Annotated in this window: 11 protein-coding genes; 9 read left to right on the top strand and 2 right to left on the bottom strand. The window is 45.9% G+C overall.

Annotated elements, in window-relative coordinates; genetic code table 11:
- Positions 1-41: 41 nt before the first annotated feature.
- Positions 42-1,265 carry a 6-phosphofructokinase gene (locus E1963_RS10245; RefSeq protein WP_132277705.1) on the bottom strand — a complete coding sequence of 408 codons (1,224 nt, stop codon included), beginning with the start codon at positions 1,263-1,265 and terminating at the stop codon, positions 42-44.
- A 148-nt stretch (positions 1,266-1,413) separates the two neighbouring features.
- Between E1963_RS10245 and E1963_RS10240 the strand changes: the two genes are divergently transcribed.
- The 8 genes from E1963_RS10240 (at position 1,414) to E1963_RS10205 (ending at position 14,282) form a co-directional block, all read left to right on the top strand.
- Positions 1,414-2,430, top strand: a complete 1,017-nt coding sequence (locus tag E1963_RS10240; RefSeq protein WP_132277703.1) for a glycosyltransferase family 2 protein — start codon at positions 1,414-1,416, stop codon at positions 2,428-2,430.
- Between the two features lie 62 nt (positions 2,431-2,492).
- Complete coding sequence (rbr, locus tag E1963_RS10235; RefSeq protein ID WP_132277701.1) at positions 2,493-3,104, top strand: rubrerythrin; 612 nt, start codon at positions 2,493-2,495, stop codon at positions 3,102-3,104.
- A 24-nt stretch (positions 3,105-3,128) separates the two neighbouring features.
- The gene (locus E1963_RS10230) at positions 3,129-4,877 is read left to right on the top strand and encodes a S8 family peptidase (RefSeq protein WP_132277699.1); all 1,749 of its coding nucleotides are present in this window, start codon (positions 3,129-3,131) and stop codon (positions 4,875-4,877) included.
- Between the two features lie 155 nt (positions 4,878-5,032).
- Positions 5,033-6,355 (top strand): RNA-binding domain-containing protein, encoded by a 1,323-nt coding sequence (locus E1963_RS10225; RefSeq protein ID WP_132277697.1) that lies wholly within the window; start codon positions 5,033-5,035, stop codon positions 6,353-6,355.
- On the top strand, positions 6,333-7,808 hold the full coding sequence (locus E1963_RS10220) for a TIGR02677 family protein (RefSeq protein ID WP_132277695.1): 1,476 nt from the start codon (positions 6,333-6,335) through the stop codon (positions 7,806-7,808). The genes E1963_RS10225 and E1963_RS10220 overlap by 23 nt, the downstream gene beginning before the upstream one ends.
- Positions 7,801-8,937: a TIGR02678 family protein gene (locus E1963_RS10215; protein WP_132277693.1), complete on the top strand. Its 1,137-nt coding sequence runs from the start codon at positions 7,801-7,803 to the stop codon at positions 8,935-8,937. The genes E1963_RS10220 and E1963_RS10215 overlap by 8 nt, the downstream gene beginning before the upstream one ends.
- On the top strand, positions 8,930-12,976 hold the full coding sequence (locus E1963_RS10210) for a TIGR02680 family protein (RefSeq protein WP_132277691.1): 4,047 nt from the start codon (positions 8,930-8,932) through the stop codon (positions 12,974-12,976). The genes E1963_RS10215 and E1963_RS10210 overlap by 8 nt, the downstream gene beginning before the upstream one ends.
- The gene (locus E1963_RS10205) at positions 12,969-14,282 is read left to right on the top strand and encodes a TIGR02679 family protein (RefSeq protein WP_132277689.1); all 1,314 of its coding nucleotides are present in this window, start codon (positions 12,969-12,971) and stop codon (positions 14,280-14,282) included. Before E1963_RS10210 ends, E1963_RS10205 begins: the two co-directional genes overlap by 8 nt.
- A 72-nt stretch (positions 14,283-14,354) precedes the next feature.
- Here E1963_RS10205 and E1963_RS10200 read toward each other — a convergent pair whose 3' ends face one another.
- Entirely contained in the window at positions 14,355-15,743 is a 1,389-nt protein-coding gene (locus E1963_RS10200) for a sodium-dependent transporter (protein ID WP_132277687.1), read from the bottom strand.
- A gap of 294 nt (positions 15,744-16,037) precedes the next feature.
- Here E1963_RS10200 and nifJ point away from each other — a divergent pair, with 294 nt between their 5' ends.
- Positions 16,038-19,574, top strand: a complete 3,537-nt coding sequence (gene nifJ / locus E1963_RS10195) for a pyruvate:ferredoxin (flavodoxin) oxidoreductase (protein ID WP_132277685.1) — start codon at positions 16,038-16,040, stop codon at positions 19,572-19,574.
- Positions 19,575-19,610 lie beyond the last annotated feature (36 nt).

The raw sequence follows: 19,610 nt of genomic DNA, 5'->3' as shown, positions 1-19,610 counted from the left end.
ACCTCCCCATCGGCGCCCACTTCACTAAACCCCCATTTGCTTTATTTCCGGTAAGCGAACAATGGTATTCCGTTCTTTGTCGGCAGTTCTACGTACCCTTGCGTAAGAGGTCTTGCGTAATCGATAAACTTTCCGCTGATATCAGAGCCTTCGCTGATGATCCATTCATCCGGAACGGGTTTTTCTTTGTTGCAGATGATATTGACGTCTGCCGTTCCATAGGAGAGTTCATACGGCACGCTTTTGTTGCGGATGAACGTTATCATCTTGCCGGTCTCGCCACCGAGTGCTACCTGTACGGCGTAGATGCCGGCATTCACGGCCTCGTCCAGGTCTACCCTTGAGAGGTGGGCGCAGGAACAGCGCTGGCATACGTTAAGCTCTACGGAACGCACTTTGACCCCGATTCTATCTTTTACAAGATTCTCCAGATACTTTCCTGATCCGGTCAGCATCTTGTGTCCGAACGTGTCTGTACCGACATCGCTTGCGTATTCGCAGATGAAGGTGCCTTTGCCGTCATTGATGCCTTCAGAGATGCACACGACGAGGTTCGGGGTGGTCTTAAGCGCCTCTTTTACTTTCTCTACGAATGCATCCTGGTCAAATGCAACTTCCGGAAGATAGATGAGAACCGGGTTGTCCCCCTCAAACTTCCGTGCCAGCATGCTGGCGGCTGTAAGCCACCCTGCGTGGCGGCCCATAATCTCCACGATGGTGACAGACTGCTTGTTGTCATATACCGTGGCATCTGTTGCAATCTCACGGACCGTAGTCGCGACATACTTGGCGGCACTTCCATATCCCGGAGTATGGTCCGTCTCGACAAGGTCGTTATCGATGGTCTTCGGCACGCCGATGAAACGGATATCGCTGCCGATTCCTGCGGCATAGCGGGAGAGCTTGCTTACCGTATCCATGGAGTCATTACCTCCAATATAGAAGAAGTATCCGATGCCCTTTTCCTCAAATTTCCTGAACAGCTCGGGATACACAGGGTCTGCCAGATCTTCAGGCAGCTTGTAGCGGCATGAGCCAAGATATGCCCCCGGTGTCGTCCTTACCAGCTCCAGCTCATTCGTCGCGTCCAGCGCCCCGATATCCATATACCGGCCCTGGAGGAATCCTTCGATTCCATTTATCATGCCGAGGACCTGTCCCACGCTTTCCGTCTGCTTCACTCCTTCGGCCACGACACCGTACAGGCTTCCGTTGATTACGGCGGTAGGTCCGCCTGATTGTCCTATAATGATGTTTTTCTTCATATTATTTCCTCCAATTCTTTGTAATTACTATATCGGAAAACGAGAGATTTTACAATCTGTAGTATAATTTTTTGCGAATATCAGGTTGGAAAAAGCGGAAGAATGCATTATACTAATAAACAGTTGATGAAGAAAGGAAGCAGACAAGATGAAATATATTTCATTTGCCATACCATGCTATAATTCTGAAGCGTATATGGAACATGCGGTTGAGAGCATTCTCCCTGGCGGAGAGGATGTAGAGATCATAATCGTGAACGACGGCTCCAAAGACCGCACATCTGAGATCGCACATGCATATGCGGAGAAATATCCGACGATTATAAAAGTTGTGGATAAAGAAAACGGCGGACATGGAGACGCGGTGAATTCGGGCCTTGGCAACGCACAGGGTAAATATTTTAAAGTGGTAGACAGCGATGACTGGGTAGACGAGGAGGCGCTTCACAAGATACTGAAGCTGCTCAGGGATCTGGAAGAGGACGACCAGGAAGTGGACATGCTCGTCTCAAATTACGTCTACGAGAAGGTCGGCGTGGCCCATAAGAGATGTGTCCATTACAGAAATGTCCTGCCCAAAGATGAGATATTCCGCTGGGATGATATCGGGCACTTCCGCCTCGACCAGTATATACTGATGCACTCTGTCATATATCGTACCGCGATGCTTCAGCTGTCACAGATGAGGCTTCCGAAGCATACGTTTTATGTGGACAATATCTATGTATACTATCCGCTCCCTCACGTGCGGAGGATATATTATCTGGATGTGGATTTCTACCGCTATTTTATCGGACGGGAAGACCAGTCGGTCAATGAAAAGAATATGATCGCCCGGGTAGACCAGCAGATATTTGTGACGAAAACCATGATAGAAATGTACCAGTTGAAAAATGTTACGAGCAAGAAGCTCCGCCAGTATATGATCAACTATCTGGCGATAATGATGACCGTCTCTTCCATACTTCTTATCCGTTCTAAGAAAGAAGAAAATCTGGAGAAGAAAAAGGAACTGTGGAAGTACCTTAAGAAGAAGGATGTAAAGACTTATATGAAGATAAGGTATGGCATACTCGGGCAGACGATCAACCTCCCGGGCAAGTCCGGCCGGAAGATATCCTCCCTCGTCTACAGCGTGGCCAGAAGAATAATAGGATTTAATTAAAAAAAGAATAATTTACCAGCCATGGTACATACTAGTAATAAAAGTGAAAAGGAGTATGTGACATGGCTATTGAATTTGGAACAAGCAAGACGAAAGAGAATCTGATGAAGGCATTTGCAGGTGAGAGCCAGGCACGCAACCGTTATACGATTGCAGCGAAGACAGCCCGTGAACAGGGGATGTATTCTATCAGCGAGATATTTTTATTTACGGCAGACCAGGAACGCGCACATGCAGAGAGATATTACAGCTTACTTAAGAGCCTGTCAGGGGAGACCATTGATATCTGCGGAGGCTTCCCGATAGACCACTCAGACAGCCTGGCGGATCTTCTGCGGTCAGCGCAGCACAATGAGATGCAGGAGTATGAGGATGTGTATCAGGTATTCGGAGATGCTGCAAAAGAGGAAGGTTTCCACGAGGCGGCTTCCGCATTCTACCAGATTGCAGATATAGAGGCGATTCATGGGAAACGCTTCGGCAAGCTCGCCGAGATGCTGGAGAACAACACTTACTATGAGCGTGAAGGCGAGGGGGCATGGATGTGCCTGAACTGTGGACATATCTACCGCGGAAAACGTGTGCCGGAAGTATGCCCTACGTGCAGATATGAAAAGGGATATTTCATCCCGGTTGAGCTGGCTCCTTATCTGGAGTGTGAATTTATGAAATAACAATATGGAAGGCAGAGGTAGCGTATGACAAGTCAGAAAGCAGATAATCTGTTAAATCTTGCGTTAGATGCTACAGAAGAGGAGAGAGAGAGGTCGCTGGAACTGGACGTAGGGTATAACCCCGTAGACAGGCAGTGGGACCTGATCATCAAATACTCCGGTGACCTTGGGGCAGTAAGAGAACTTGCAGACCAGGTGGTAGAGCTGCAGAATGAGTACGCGGTGATAACGATACGGGAGTCCCTTATCGAAGCTCTCACCAGTCTTGTACAAGTAGAGTATATAGAAAAGCCTAAACGGTTATTCTTTCAAGTTGCCAATGGAAGACGGGTATCCTGTATTGATGAAGTGCAGGAGGCCCGTTTTTCCCTGTACGGACAAGGCACACTCGTGGCAGTCATCGATTCTGGTATCGATTATGCCAATGCAGACTTCAGAAATGAAGACGGAACGACGAGAATCAGGGCTTTGTGGGACCAGTCGGTGGTACCAGGTGAAAATGGGCTGTCGCCGGAAGGATATGCCATCGGCGTGGAATACAGCGCAGAACAGATAAATGAAGCGCTGAACGCCGGCTCCGAAGCAGGGATGAGAGCTGCCGTGCCGAGCCGGGACACTTCCGGACACGGGACGGCCGTAGCCGGTATAGCAGCAGGTAACGGGCGGGGCAGCAGAGGGAGGCAGTACAGAGGGGTGGCGACGCAGAGCGAACTGCTCGTTGTCAAGCTGGCCAGTCCGAGAAAGGACGGCTTCCCCCGAACGACGGAGCTCATGCAGGGTATAGATTATGTCATCAAAAAAGCATTGGAGTTCCAGATGCCGGTGGCTGTCAACATCAGCTTTGGAAATACATACGGCGCCCACGACGGTACATCGCTGCTGGAGCGTTTTATCGATGACATATCAAATCTGTGGAAAAGCAGCATCAGTATCGGTACCGGCAATGAGGCGGCGAGTGCAGGGCATACTTCCGGCATACTGGTTGAAGGGCAGGACACTGTGGTCGAGCTGGCGGTACAGGAGAACCAGCCAGCCCTGAACGTACAGATATGGAAGGCATACACGGATGTGGCAGATATATCGCTCATATCACCTTCTGGCATCCGGGTAGGTCCGTTTCAGGAGATCCTTGGCCCCCAGAGGTTTACAGCCGGGCAGACAGAGATTCTTCTATACTATGGTGAGCCGAGCCCATACAGCATTTCCCAGGAGATATTCATTGACATGCTTCCGACAGAGAGCTATATATCCAGCGGCATATGGAGGATCGTATTGTCCCCGTCAAAAGTGGTATCGGGATTATATGAGATGTGGCTGCCAAGCGAAAACGTGCTGAACCGGGGAACCGGATTTTCTTTTCCTACAGACAACACGACGATGACCATACCATCTACTGCGAGCAGAGCGATAGCGGTTGGCGCATACAACTCCCTGAATTTTACATATGCGGGATTTTCAGGGCGGGGCTATAGAGGCGAACGCAGATTCATTAAGCCTGACCTGGTGGCTCCGGGTGTAAATGTGACCACCGTAACAGTCGGAGGCGGGTATGCATCATTTACGGGCACATCTTTTGCTACGCCATTTGTGGCGGGAAGTGCCGCGCTATTGATGGAATGGGGCGTTGTAAGAGGAAATGACCCATACCTCTATGGGGAGAAGGTGAAGGCATATCTGAGAAGGGGAGCAAGGCCGCTGCCCGGATTTGACGTATACCCCAACCCACAGGTGGGATACGGGGCGCTGTGCGTACGGGATAGTCTGCCTGTATAGAGTCTATTTTGCAAAAGTCAGGGCAGAGGGAATTTAATAACTGGATTATATGATAAAACACACTTTATTTTAACACTTTTTGTTAAATAAAGTGTGTTTTATGTGTTGATTAAAATAATAAAGGGGAATATAATATATACAGGAGGTACACAAGTATGAACATCGGTACGGAAACAGAAATGGTTGAATTCAAAAAAACAACAGGTGAATTAAAAGAAGGTATGATTTCTTTGGCTTCTATGCTGAATAAAAATGGAAAAGGGATATTATATTTTGGAGTAAGGAATGATGGTGAAGTGGTCGGGCAGCAAATTGGAGACCGCACAATGCATGAAATATCACAGGGAATTGCCAATGCAATTAAACCACAGATTATTCCGACGATTATTATGGAATTGTGCGATGATAAAAATGTAATAAAAGTTACGGTCACGGGAGATGAAAAGCCGTACTCGGCATATGGGAAATATTATATGAGGTCAGCGGATGAAGACAGGGAAATATCGCCCAAGCAATTGCGCAATTTGATGCTTAGTGTATCAGATTCAATCGTAAATATTGAGGCCAATAATCAAAACCTTACTTTTGACCAGTTAAAAACATTATATGCCGGGAACAATTTGACACTTCGGGAGAATACATTCGCGCAGAATTTAAATCTTTTAACCCGCAGTGGAACATATAATTTAATGGCGAATATTCTGGCGGACGCAAATAGTTACTCCATTAAAGTTGCGGTATTTCGTGGAACGGATAAAATAGATTTGATTAAAAGAAATGAATATGGTTATAAGTGCATGCTGGTAGCTGTGAAACAGGTGCTGGATTATATGGAGGCATTGAATGATACAATGGTGGACGTTGGCGGTAATCTTCGGAAAGAAAGTAAACTGTTTGATCTTCCATGTTTCAGAGAAGCATGGCTGAACGCCTGCCTGCATAATCGTTGGTCAAAACAAACGCCGCCTGCAGTATATGTGTTTGATGACCGTATAGAAATCATATCCATTGGGGGACTGCCGGATGGTCTTACGTTGGATGAATTCTACGAGGGAAAGAGTAAACCGGTAAATCTGGAACTTCAGCAAATCATGGTCCAATTGGATTATATAGAACAGACCGGGCATGGTGTTCCACTGATTATATCTAAATACGGAAAAGAAGTATTTGATATTACGGAGAATTTTATTACTGTAACGATACCACTGAACAAGCACAGGGCGGGAGAAACAGGTTTTCCAAAAGTAAAGGGACAGATTCTTGACGAGTGGGATCAGATGATACTCAATTTGATGGAGGAAGACAGCAGTGTTAAAACCAGCGAACTCAGTAAAAAGATTGGGATTGGAACCACTACAATTACGAAAAGAATCCGTAAATTGAAAGAACAGGGAATGATTGAGAGAACCGGATCGAAGAAAAACGGACAGTGGCTGGTTCACGGGGAGAAAAGAAATGCAGGTTTTAGGAACGATTGAAGAAACATCGTATTTATCGACGATGAATTCACCGCAATACCGTAAAATAATGAGAATTTTCTATTTGGAATATGAGAAGATGCATTTTCAGCTCTACAAGGAGGACGTACTTGAATTATTGAAGGCTGAACCAGAATTTGTTTCATATACAATGGATCAGCTGAAGCTGGATTTGGAGGCCTTGGTCAAATGGAAAAACCTAACCCCTCTCCAGGATCCGGGGAGGGTATATACCATTGCAGATTACAAGAACAAACAATACCGGTATACGATGTCAGAGTATGCAGTAGAGATAGAACGAATGACGGTCAGACTGGAAAATTTATTTTTAGAGTCCGGGAATTTGTCAACGAATTTTTTTGCTCGTTTGGAGAAAAGCTTAAGTGATGCCGAGTCTATGAATCAACGATCATTAAAGGAAATTAATGAGTGGTGGAATCTGATTCAGGAGGATTTCAAGCGGTTAAACCAGAACTATCAGGATTATCTGAGGGATTTTTATTCCGGAAAAGCTGATCGGCTGATGAAATCCATCGAGTTTATTGTTCATAAGGACAAGTTCATTCAATACTTGAATGATTTTGTACAGGAGCTTCAGCATAAATCCATAAAGATTGCTTCTGTGTTAAAGCAGCGTCAAAAACTCATGGAAGAACAATTATTGGAAAAAGTCGTAAAAAGTGAATTGGATATTCCCCACGCCATGCTGGAGATGGATGGAAAGCTAAACCCCAATGTGCGTGCAAATGTACTTGGCAAATGGAACTCGCTGAAGAATTGGTTCATTGACACACCGGAGCATGAGTGTGAGAGTCAGAAGGTTCTAAAAATCACAAATGATATTATCCGCAGTATCATTCAAAATGCAGCGCTGATTGTGCAGGTGCAAAATTGGGGAGTCAGCAGGAAGGACGATTACAAAAAGTTTCTGGAGTTGTTTTTACAGTGTAAGGATATGGAAGAGGCGCACCGGCTTTGCGCACACGTTTTTGGCATACAGAATGTCTGTCATTTTAAGGCAAATGAACCTCGTGAAACAGACAGCATTAATGGGAGCCTGTATGAAGAACCGGCACAGGAATATCTTTTAAAGCCTCACGTGAAAACATACCGGGAAAAGAAAGACAAAAAAGGCTTCACAGATCGCTCCTTTGAGAAATATTTGCAGAAAGTGGAATATTTACAAAAACGGCAGAAAGAAAAAGAACTGGCCCTGCATTATATTAAAGAAAACAAATTAGATTTTTCCAAGATTGACGAGGTGGTTCCGGAGACAGCAAAAAACATCTTTTTGCGTTGGATTGCACAGGCCTCTCTCAATTCGGAAAAAAGAGGCAGAACAGAATATGGACAGGAATTCCAGCTGAAGAAAGAAGAGGGAAGCTGTATTTTGAGATGTTCGGACGGTAATCTGACGATGCCAGCTTTTATATTGGAGTTTAGAGATGAATGAGATAAGAACACTTTTAGAAAAATATTGGATATGCAAGGACAATGAAAAGGAACTGTACTACAAAGTAAAACGAGATATTCCCGTTTTCCAGCGTTTTATCAGGGAACAGCTGGGATGGAAACTGATTCACACAGAACATCTGTTAAAATTGGAAAAGATACCGGCATATGCGGAAAGCTTTATGGGGATTCAGGAGTTTTCTGATATTCGTGACTATTGTATCTTATGTGCAGTGCTGATCTATCTGGAGGACAAAGAGGAACAAGAACAGTTTCTCTTGTCTGAATTGATTGACTTTGTAGAAACTCAGCTAAAAAGCTACATGGAAATTGACTGGACATCTTTTTCACAGCGCAAATCCCTGGTGCGTGTTCTGTTGTATATGGAAAATCTTCAGATGCTGCGTGTTTATGAGGGCAGCAGTGAGGGGTTTGGGCAGGAGATCGGCCAGGAAGTGCTTTATGAGAATACAGGATATTCCAAATATTTTGCAACCAGCTTCTCGGTGGACATTTCTTCCTATACTTCATGGGAAGATTTTGAGAAGGTTGAGTTGGAGGAACTGGAAAGCGATCGGGGGCATATTCGGATTAATCGTGTTTACAGACAACTTGTGGCAGCGCCCGTGTTGTATTGGAAAAATAATGAAGATGCGGATTCCCTTTACTTGAAGAATCAGCGCCAATGGGTTGCAAAATATATGACGGAAAATCTGGGAGGGAGACTGGATCTGCATAAAAACATGGCCTGTTGGATGCTGGAGGAGGATGATTGCTATGGCAATGTTCATCCGAGGGATGCGATGCTGCCGGAAATTGTTCTTTTAATCTGTGGAAAGATACGGGATATGGTTGATAACCACAAAATAAATAGAGCGGATAATGAATGGATTTACATAGGGACGGCGGAATTTGAGCAGTTGATTTGGCAATGCCATGAAAGCTTTAAGGGAGCATGGAGCAAGGAATATCGGGAAATGAACAGAGACAGGCTGATAAGAAATGTGACCATGTATATGCAGGCATGGATGATGATCCGAAAAGAAGAAGAACAGATTTGTATCCTGCCGGCGGTGGGAAAAACAATGGGATTTTATCCGGCAGATTTTACTGGAGGTGAAAATGAATAATTATTGGCAGATGAATCGAATTGGATTTGTTAATTTCTGGCTGTATGACGAGGAGGTCTTTGAATTCGTAGATGGGAAGCTTTTGCTCAGGGGGCAGAATGGTTCGGGAAAATCTATTACGACCCAGAGCTTTATTCCTTTTATTTTAGATGGGGACAGAACACCCAGCAGACTGGATCCCTTTGGCTCCAGCGATCGGAGGATGGAATACTATTTTCTGGGCGAGGAGGGGAAAGAAGAAGCAACGGGATATCTTTTTCTGGAATTTAAAAAGGAGCAGACCGGTGAATATCGGACGCTTGCCATTGGACAAAGAGCACGCCGCGGAAAGCCAATGGATTTTTGGGGATTTGTCATCCTGGACGGCAGAAGAGTGGGTATAGACATAGATCTTTATAAAGCGGTTGGAAGCACTAAAATTCCCCACGATAAGCAGACGATGCGAAAGACTCTTGGGGAGGGTGTGCCATTTACGGATGTCTCAGGCGAGTATAAAGCGATGGTGAATAAATACCTGTTTGGCTTCCTAAGACCGGAGCAATATGAACAGTTTATCAAACTCCTTGTAAAGGTTCGGGCGCCCAAATTGTCCAAGGAATTCAAACCCACGAAGGTATACGAAATCTTGAATGAGTCTCTTCAGACACTGACAGATGAAGATTTGCGTGCAATGGTGGATGCCATGGAGAAGATGGATGGTATTCAGGAGAACTTGGAGCAGCTGCAGCGAGCGTTCTCAGAGGTAAAGATTATCCGAAATGAATATATGCGCTACAATCAGTATATGCTTGCTCAAAAAGGACAGGCTTATCTTGACAAAAAAGCGGCGGTTGAAAAGTTACAGAGCCAATTTCAGCAGCAAGAGCAGGAGAAAAAGGAATTCTTGAATGAGCAGTCTGCCAAGCAGCAGGAACGGGAAAAATTGGAAGACCAAAGTACTTTGATTCAGTCTGAATTAACCAGTCTGATGGACACGGATATGGAAGAAGCGGAAATGAAGCTGGAAAACGCCAGGAATATGATGGAGGAGGCGGAGGATAATAGAAAAAAATGGGAGAGTAAGATTGAGGAGCATCAGGCAAATCTTATTGCAGGCGACCAAAAAATCAAGGTGCTGGAAGGGGAATTAGAGCTTTCAAAAGATGCTTTTCTGAAAAAGAAGGATGAACTATGTGAAATACAGGAACAACTGCAGTGGGAAGGGCATAGAGAGGCAATAGAATGTTCACAATTAGAGAAAAGCAGTGAAATAAAAGAGATTGCTGAAAAAATAAAAGAATACCTCAAGCAGATTCAGACGGGGAAAAGCAGCATTGAAAAATACAATACAGGAAAAAAAGAATATGATATCCTTTTGGAGCAATATGAAAAGAGCAACCGAGAAAAGCTTTTGAAGGAGCAGGAGTACGACAAGGCACAAGAGCAGGTACAAGAGTGTCAGGACACCCTGATTGAGAGCTTTTATCAGATGTCCAAGGAAAACGAGGAGTGGATACCTGAAAAAGCACTGCTGCAAGAAATAGAACAAAAGGTGCAGGCGTATGAGCTGGCAGGGGATGCGGAAGAAATCAGGGTGATTCTGCGCAACGATTATGAAAAAAATCGAGACAGGCTGCAGCATATGCTGACGGAAAAGGCGCACACATATGAAGAGGAGAAAAAACGTTTGGCGGGGGCTCTCAACAGGCAAGAGGAGCTTCGAAACCAGAAGGAAATAGAGCCAAAGCGAAATGAAATGGTACAGGAATCCAGAAAAGCGATGGAAGAAGCCGGGATTCCTGCAGTTCCTTTTTATAAAGCGGTTGAATTTGCCGATGGCTTAACAGAGGAAGAGTGTGGAATATTGGAGTCGCAGCTTCAGATGATGGGAATTTTGGATGCCCTTGTAGTTCCCACTCAGATGGCTGTAAAAATGAAAAGTCAGTTTCCGCAGTTTGCAGATACAATATTATCTGTGGAAGAATCGGGGACGGCTTCTTTTACAAAATTAAAAATAAATGAAGAACTGCCGATTGAGCTGCAGGAGGCTACTGCCAGGATTCTCAGCAATATAAAAGAACGGCCGGGAACGGATGTGGAAATCTATATCGGCCTACAGAGGGAATTCAGACAGGGGGTCCTCTGCGGAAAAGCAGGAGCGACAGACAAAGCGTCATTTGTGGGAACTCTGGCAAGAAAACGAAAAAAAGAGGAACTCATGAGGGCTTTAGAGGAGGAAATTGAGCTTATACGGCAAGGCATACAGCAGCTCCAGGAAGAGAAAGAACAGATAGATGAGCGTTTAAAAACACTGGCGAAAGAGTATCAGGCCTTGCCGGGATTTACAGAAATAAACAGACAGTTGGACATTGTTAAAAGCTGTGAGATGGAATTGAAGTATTTAGAAAAGCAGTTAGATGAGCAGAGAGAGAAGAAAGCGGAAGCAGAGAGTCTGTGCATTCAGCTCTATCAACTGGTGTTAAAGAACTGTAAGAATCTTCCATACGGGAGAAATCTTTCGGATTATCAGGAAGCGGAGAATGCAGCGGAAGAGTATCAGTTTGCCTGGCAGGAAATACTGGAATGCGTGAGAAGACAGGAAACCTTGCGGCAGGAGATTATCCGGCAGGCGGATGAGATGGACAAGGAGGAAGGCCGGAGGGATGAGGCATTTCAGGAGAAGAGAACGTGGGGGAGAAAGAGAGATGCTGCTTTTATTGAAGTGCAAAAATATGAAGAGTATTTGAATCGGCCGGAGAATCAGGAAAAGGCAAAACGTATAGAGGTATTAAAGCAGGAAGTCAAACAGATTAATGAAACATTGGAGGCTGTGAAAACGAGATTAATAAAGCTTGGTGAACGGCTGAACATGATAAGTGAAACGGAAGGCAGAAGCAGGCAAAAACTACAGGAGGAAATCAGAGGCGAAACATTTTTGCGCAAGTATTTTGAAGAAGAATTAGAGCTGCACCTGGTTATAGACAGAGAAGCGAAGACCCTTCCGGAATGCGCAAAGCAGGCGGTCTCCCTTTTGCGGGAGGGTGACCGTGGAAGAGAGCCGCAGGATATTTTGAATACCCTCTACCGGGTTTATCAGCAGCATAACAGCAATCTCTCGCAGTACGGGACGACGCTTACGGATTGTTTTGATAATGACGAGGATGATATCCAGGCGCTGAGAAAGCGGGTGAGGATTGTCTCTACCTGGAATGGGAAGAAGCTTTATCTGGAGGAGTTTTATCAGACGATTCGAAATACAATCGATGAAACAGAGCTTCTGATACAAAAAAAGGACAGGGAGCTTTTTGAAGACATTTTGTCACAGACAATCAGTCAGCAGCTGACAGACCGTATTGCAGAGAGCCGCAGATGGGTAAAGGATATGTCAGAGTTGATGAGCGGAATCGATACCTCCATGGGACTGACCTTCTCCCTGAGCTGGAAACCCAAAACGGCGGAAAATGAGGGGGAGATCGATACAAAAGATCTGGAGCATATATTGCTGCGTGACAGAGAGCTTCTTAACGAGGAGGACATCGAACGTGTGGCCATGCATTTTAGGAGCAAGATCAGAACGGAAAAGGTGAAGCTTTTGGAAGCCGGCGGAGCTTTGAACTATATGGAGCTGGTGCGGGACGCCCTGGATTACCGGAAATGGTTTGAATTTCAGATGTCATATAAACGAAATCAGGCAGACAAGAAGCTGCTTACGAATGCTGCTTTTAATCGTTTCAGCGGCGGGGAAAAGGCAATGGCTATGTACGTCCCACTGTTTGCGGCTGTGAACGCACAGTACAAGAAAGCTTCGCTGGCAGATCACCCGAGGATGATCGCATTGGATGAGGCGTTTGCCGGCGTAGATGATAAGAATATCAGCAGTATGTTCCAGCTGGTCGGCAGTCTTGGTTTTGATTATATTATGAATTCTCAATCACTATGGGGATGCTATGAATGTGTAACAGGTCTGAAAATTGCTGAGCTTTTGCGGCCGCTGAACTCTCAGATCATCACTGTGATTCAGTACACATGGAATGGACACGAAAGGATTTTAAATGAATAACGGCGAAGAATGTGCAAAGTATTTTCTAAGCAAACGTGAATGGAAACGCTGCTTTGAACTGCTTCGGAAAAAATGGGAAGCTTTGGGAAAGACAGGGGGAAAGATAGTCTTAAAGGATAGCACACCACAGGAGCGGCAGGCGATAGGAAGGATGATGGGAAGCGTTTACCAGGAATCTGAAGTGGCGCTGGCCTTGAAGGATTTTGAAGAAATGCTGCAGAAGACAAGATTTGCACCGATTTCCCTGCGAGAGCTTTTGGAAGCATATTTTGGATGTGAGATTCATTCCAATATGGATAGAAAACAGGAGAAAGAAGAGAAAAAGCGGAACTTTTTCGAAAGCTGCAGGGTATATTTTGAGAATAGGGATGAATCAGAAAAGGAGTATATATTAGACTGGATATCTGCCATGGAAAAGATGCAGAGCAGAGGGTATGCTCAGGTGATCCGGGAATGGCAGATGGATGAAACACAGGCACGGAAAATCGTATGTACCATAGGCGACGCGCTTATGGAAGCCTTGAAAAACACGGAGGATGTACCCCTTGCCGTATTTGCAGCACAGATATCAGGCAATCCACATTATCTGGACAGAGGGTATTCCTCAGGGCGTCTGTTTATGCAGGGACTTTGCCTGATTCAGGATAAAGACTATCCACAGTTTTCCTCTGAATGGAAGGAACGCTTGTTGAGTGTACATATCTTGCCAGATGACATATCCAGCATGGTGACAACACTGGGGATACACCTTCAAAATGGCGTAAAGGCTCATCAAGCGGTGGAAGAATTTTGCAGGATGAGAGAACCGGTGATTCTGACGGCCTTAAACTTAAGAGGTGCAACGGCGGCATGGACAGAAGAAAAACGAATCTATATTGTGGAAAATGAAATGGTCTTCACGTATCTTGCGGACAAGATATGTGAAGGACAAGCCGCCTTGATGTGTACTTCGGGACAGCCCAGAATTGCTGCATTGGAAATCATAAAATTGTTGGTTGAAAACAATACGGAAATTTATTATAGCGGGGATATGGATCCGGAAGGAATGGGAATCGCTGACCGACTGTGGCAAAAATACCCGGAAAAGGTACACATATGGAGAATGTCCGGTGAGGATTATAAGAAAGCAATATCGAATGAAGAGATAGACAGTAGGAGCATGAAAATGCTGAATAATCTAAAAAATCCGGAATTGCAGAATACAGCAAGAAGCCTTTACCAGCAGAAATATGCAGCATATCAGGAAAACATTTTAATAGAATTATGTGAGGATATTCAAGTCATCTACTACAGCACAGATTCATAAAAATGGCGGCAGGGATGTGTAACATAATCCCCGCCGCCATACACTTCTGCCATATTGTTCCAAAACAAATTCTTACTTGATAAATCCAAAGCAGTTCAGGATTACGACAAGCATCAGCACTGGTACGATGACTGCGTACAACAGCTTCTGGAATTGTGAGAAGCCGCCGTCTCTTCCGTTGACGGTAAGCTCTTTTTCAAATTCTTTGAAGCCCCACACCTTAGCGACATAGAAGCAGGTGAGGAGACAGCCGAGCGGAAGCAGGATATATGCAGTGAACGTATCAAGCCAGTTGTAAATATTATAATAGGATATCCCATTTATATCGATAAACGGGAGCTGTACTCCGCTTAACACGCCAAAGCCAAGCGACACGATGACACCGCCGGCGAAGATGACAAGTGAAGTAATGGTCGTAGATTTCCGGTGCGATATGTGTGCGGTCTCTTCCAGCCATTTGTTCGGAATCTCAATGATGGTGAACAGCGTGGAAAGCGCGGCAAAAAGCAGGGCGATAAAGAAGAAGATGCCGATGAACCGTCCGCCGGGAAGTTTTGAGAATATCTGGGTCATTACCACGAAGATTAAGGAAGGCCCGCTTGAAACGTCTACGCCTGCTCCAAAAGCAGAAGGAATAATTACAAAGCCCGAAGTCAGCGCTACGACAGTGTCGCAGACAGCTATCCATATGGAATCCTTTTTGATGTTATTTGACTTTGGAAGACTGGCGCCGAGGGTGACAAAGATACCCCAGCCGATTCCGATAGAGAACAGTACCTGCGTTGCAGCGTCCGCGAATACTTTGACGCTCATCTTGCTGAAGTCCGGAACGATGTAATACTTCAGGCCTTCAGCGGCATTAGGGGTAGAAAAGACGGCCCAGATGCCACATATGACTAAAAGGATAAACAATGCTGGCATCATGAACTTGGTAATCTTCTCCACCAGATTCGTAATACCGAAGAACAGCAGAATAGCTACGACTATCATTACGATTGCCGTATAAATCAAGGGTTCTGCCGCTTTTGACGTAAAGCCGTCAAAATAAACCTGTGTGTCGGTACCGAAGTCTGCACCGGTGATATAAGCGACCGCATATTTCAACACCCAGCCGCCTACGATAACATAATACATGTCAATCAAAGCCGTACAGAGCATGGCAATCCAGCCGATGAACCTGTACTTTTTCTTTACAGCGCCGAAAGACGCCGCCACATTGGCCCTCGCGTAACGTCCTATGGCGCTTTCCGCCTTGATGAGAGGATAGCCCATAATCAGAGCCATAAGAATATAGACTACGATGAATACACCGCCGCCCCCTCCGTAGGCAAGGTATGGGAACCGCCAGATATTACCGAGCCCGATTGCGGCCCCTGCCGCGACCATTATATAACCAAAGCGCGAACCCCATTGCGCCTGGTCGTTCGTACTGTTGCCAGTACCAGCCTCATTACTACTCATAACAACACTCCAATCTCTATTTTATTTGAGAAGTGTTGAATTAAAAAAGGATGCGCTCACAACTGCTGTGAGAGCATCCTTACCCAATCCAATCCTCTTTTTCAGTATAGCCTAGCAACATGTAATTGTCAAGAATTTATCCATTCCCAAGGGCTTCGTGCAGCGCTCCGGTGTACGGAAAAAGGAACAAAATAAAGCCAATAATCACTAGACTTTTAAATGTACTAAGGATATAATGAATGTATACGTCAAGTTATAATAATATGTAATATATTTTAAGGAGGAACAACAAAAATGGCAAGAAAAATGAAGACCATGGACGGTAACCAGGCCGCGGCGCATGCGTCATATGCGTATACTGAAGTAGCGGCTATCTACCCGATTACACCATCATCTGTTATGCCGGAACACGTGGATGAGTGGGCTACAGAGGGCAGGAAGAACATATTTGGACAAACTGTCCAAGTAACAGAGATGCAGTCAGAGGCGGGCGCAGCCGGAGCAGTACACGGTTCACTGGCAGCGGGAGCCATGACGACGACATTTACGGCATCTCAGGGATTATTGTTGATGATTCCTAACTTATATAAAGTAGCGGGTGAGCAGCTTCCTGGCGTATTCAACGTATCCGCCCGTGCGATTGCAAGCCATGCATTATCCATTTTCGGAGACCATTCAGATGTCTATGCCTGTCGCCAGACGGGTGCGGCTATGCTGTGCGAGTCCAGCGTGCAGGAAGTAATGGACCTGACACCGGTTGCCCACTGTGCGGCACTGAAAGGGAAGATTCCGTTTATCAACTTCTTTGATGGATTCCGTACGTCTCATGAGATTCAGAAGATCGAGACATGGGATTACGAAGACCTCAAAGAACTGGTTGATATGGATGCAATCGATGAATTCAGAAACCATGCTTTGAATCCAAACCATCCTTGCCAGAGAGGTTCGGCCCAGAATCCGGATATCTTCTTCCAGGCAAGAGAGGCATGTAACCCGTACTACGATGCTATGCCGGCTATCGTACAGGAATACATGGACAAAGTTAACGAGAAGATCGGAACGGACTATAAGCTCTTCAACTATTATGGTGCGGCAGATGCAGAGAAAGTTATCATCGCTATGGGCTCTGCATGTGAGACGATTGAAGAGACGGTAGATTATCTGCTTGCGGCAGGCGAAAAGGTCGGCGTTGTCAAAGTACGTCTCTACAGACCATTCTGTGCACAGGCATTGATAGATGCAATACCGGATACGGTTAAGACCATCTCCGTTCTTGACAGGACGAAGGAGCCAGGTGCGTTCGGCGAACCGTTATACCTGGATGTAGTGGCTGCATTAAAGGGAACGAAATTCGATGCGGTTCCTGTGCTGTCAGGACGTTACGGACTGGGATCAAAAGACACGACGCCGGCTCAGATTGTCGCAGTGTTCAACAATACGGAGAAGGCTAAGTTTACAATCGGTATCGTAGACGATGTGACAGGACTCTCTCTGGAAACAGGAGCTCCTCTTGTTACGACTCCGGAAGGAACGATCAACTGTAAGTTCTGGGGACTTGGCGCTGACGGTACTGTTGGTGCTAATAAGAACTCTATCAAGATTATCGGTGACAATACGGACATGTTTGCACAGGCTTACTTTGACTATGACTCCAAGAAGTCCGGCGGTGTTACGATGTCACATCTGCGTTTTGGCAAGAAGGCTATCAAGTCTACGTATCTGATTCGTCAGGCAAACTTTGTAGCCTGCCACAATCCTTCTTATGTTGATAAATACAACATGGTACAGGAACTTGTGGACGGCGGAACCTTCCTGCTGAACTGCCCGTGGGATATGGAAGGTCTTGAGAAGCATCTTCCAGGCCAGGTAAAGGCATATATCGCTGACCACAATATCAAGTTCTACACGATTGACGGCATCAAGATTGGTAAAGAGATTGGACTTGGCGGACGTATCAATACGGTCCTCCAGTCTGCATTCTTCAAACTCGCCTCCATCATTCCGGAGGAAGAAGCTATCGACCTTATGAAGAAGGCTGCAAAAGCTACTTACGGAAGAAAAGGTGACAAGATCGTACAGATGAACTATGACGCTATCGATGCAGGCGCTAAGCAGGTTGTAGAGGTCCAGGTACCGGACAGCTGGAAGAGTTCTGAAGATGAAGGGCTGTTTACACCGGAAGTCAAGGGCGGAAGAGAAGATGTTGTCAACTTTGTTAAGAATATACAGTCCAAAGTCAACTCACAGGAAGGAAATTCCCTGCCTGTATCAGCATTTAACGATTATGTTGACGGTTCTACGCCATCCGGTTCATCTGCATACGAGAAACGTGGTATTGCAGTAGATATTCCGATTTGGAAAGAAGAAAACTGTATCCAGTGCAACCGCTGTGCTTACGTGTGTCCGCACGCAGTTATCCGTCCGGTTGCATTGACGGAAGACGAGCTTGCGAAAGCTCCGGAAGGAACGAAGGCAATCGATATGGTCGGCATGCCTGGCATGAAATTTGCGATTACGGTATCCGGCTATGACTGTACAGGATGTGGCTCCTGTGCTAACGTATGCCCGGGCAAGAAGGGCGAAAAGGCACTCGTTATGGAGAACATGGAAGCGAACGTAGACACATGCCAGGAAAGATTTGACTTTGGAAGAGAGATTCCGGTTAAGCCAGAAGTTGTTGCCAAGTTCAAACCAGAGACGGTAAAGGGCAGCCAGTTCAAACAGCCGCTCCTTGAGTTCTCAGGCGCTTGTGCGGGATGTGGAGAGACGCCGTATGCGAAGCTTATAACACAGCTGTTCGGTGACAGGATGTACATCGCCAATGCTACAGGATGTTCTTCTATCTGGGGCAACTCCTCACCGTCCACACCATATACGGTGAACGACAAGGGACAGGGTCCTGCATGGTCCAACTCCTTGTTTGAAGACAATGCCGAGTTCGGATACGGCATGCTGCTTGCTCAGAAGGTTATCAGAAAGAGGCTGAAAGAAGAAGTAGAATCCTTATTGGCTTCAGACGAAGCATCCGCAGAAGTAAAAGCTGCATGCCAGGAATACCTGGATACGTTTAACAGCGGAGCGGCAAACGGAGAAGCTTCTGATAAGCTTGTGTCTGTATTAGAAGGATGCGGCTGTGAGACATGCAATGACATCGTGAAGAACAAAGACTTCCTTGCTAAGAAGTCCCAGTGGGTATTCGGCGGTGACGGATGGGCTTATGATATTGGATTTGGCGGTGTTGACCACGTGCTTGCAAGCGGCGAGGACATCAACATCATGGTATTTGATACGGAAGTTTACTCCAATACAGGCGGACAGTCTTCCAAGGCCACAAAGACAGGTGCGACAGCACAGTTTGCAGCAGGCGGAAAAGAGACGAAGAAGAAAGACCTTGCAGGTATCGCGATGAGCTATGGTTACGTATACGTGGCACAGATTGCCATGGGTGCTGACTTCAACCAGACGGTCAAGGCGATTGCGGAAGCAGAAGCTTATCCGGGACCATCACTTATCATCGCATATGCACCATGTATCAACCATGGTATCAAGATGGGCATGAGCAAGGCTCAGACAGAAGAAGCGCTGGCTGTACAGTGTGGATACTGGAACAACTTCCGGTTCAATCCTGCTGCAGAAGGAGCTAAGTTTGTTCTGGACAGCAAGGAGCCTACCGGCGATTACCAGGCATTCCTTGATGGAGAGGTACGTTACAGCGCTCTGAAGAGGGCTAATCCTGAGAAGGCTGAAAAGCTGTTCGCGAAGAATGAAGCAGAAGCCAAGGAAAGATATGATTACCTGAAGAAGCTCGTAACACTTTACGGTGGAGAATAAGAGACAGATTGCCCCGGGCACATAGCCCGGAGGTAT

The sequence above is a fragment of the Extibacter muris genome, assembly GCF_004345005.1.
Classification (GTDB): Bacteria; Bacillota; Clostridia; order Lachnospirales; family Lachnospiraceae; genus Extibacter; species Extibacter muris.
Note: the sequence above shows the minus strand (reverse complement) of the source record. Positions and strands in the feature narration are given on the sequence as shown.

Bases quoted from the DNA above. Each gene is read 5' to 3' on its own strand.
- E1963_RS10245 (WP_132277705.1), bottom strand. From the start codon at position 1,265: ATGAAGAAAAACATCATTATAGGACAATCAGGCGGACCTACCGCCGTA.
- E1963_RS10240 (WP_132277703.1), top strand. From the start codon at position 1,414: ATGAAATATATTTCATTTGCCATACCATGCTATAATTCTGAAGCGTAT.
- rbr (WP_132277701.1), top strand. From the start codon at position 2,493: ATGGCTATTGAATTTGGAACAAGCAAGACGAAAGAGAATCTGATGAAG.
- E1963_RS10230 (WP_132277699.1), top strand. From the start codon at position 3,129: ATGACAAGTCAGAAAGCAGATAATCTGTTAAATCTTGCGTTAGATGCT.
- E1963_RS10225 (WP_132277697.1), top strand. From the start codon at position 5,033: ATGAACATCGGTACGGAAACAGAAATGGTTGAATTCAAAAAAACAACA.
- E1963_RS10220 (WP_132277695.1), top strand. From the start codon at position 6,333: ATGCAGGTTTTAGGAACGATTGAAGAAACATCGTATTTATCGACGATG.
- E1963_RS10215 (WP_132277693.1), top strand. From the start codon at position 7,801: ATGAATGAGATAAGAACACTTTTAGAAAAATATTGGATATGCAAGGAC.
- E1963_RS10210 (WP_132277691.1), top strand. From the start codon at position 8,930: ATGAATAATTATTGGCAGATGAATCGAATTGGATTTGTTAATTTCTGG.
- E1963_RS10205 (WP_132277689.1), top strand. From the start codon at position 12,969: ATGAATAACGGCGAAGAATGTGCAAAGTATTTTCTAAGCAAACGTGAA.
- E1963_RS10200 (WP_132277687.1), bottom strand. From the start codon at position 15,743: ATGAGTAGTAATGAGGCTGGTACTGGCAACAGTACGAACGACCAGGCG.
- nifJ (WP_132277685.1), top strand. From the start codon at position 16,038: ATGGCAAGAAAAATGAAGACCATGGACGGTAACCAGGCCGCGGCGCAT.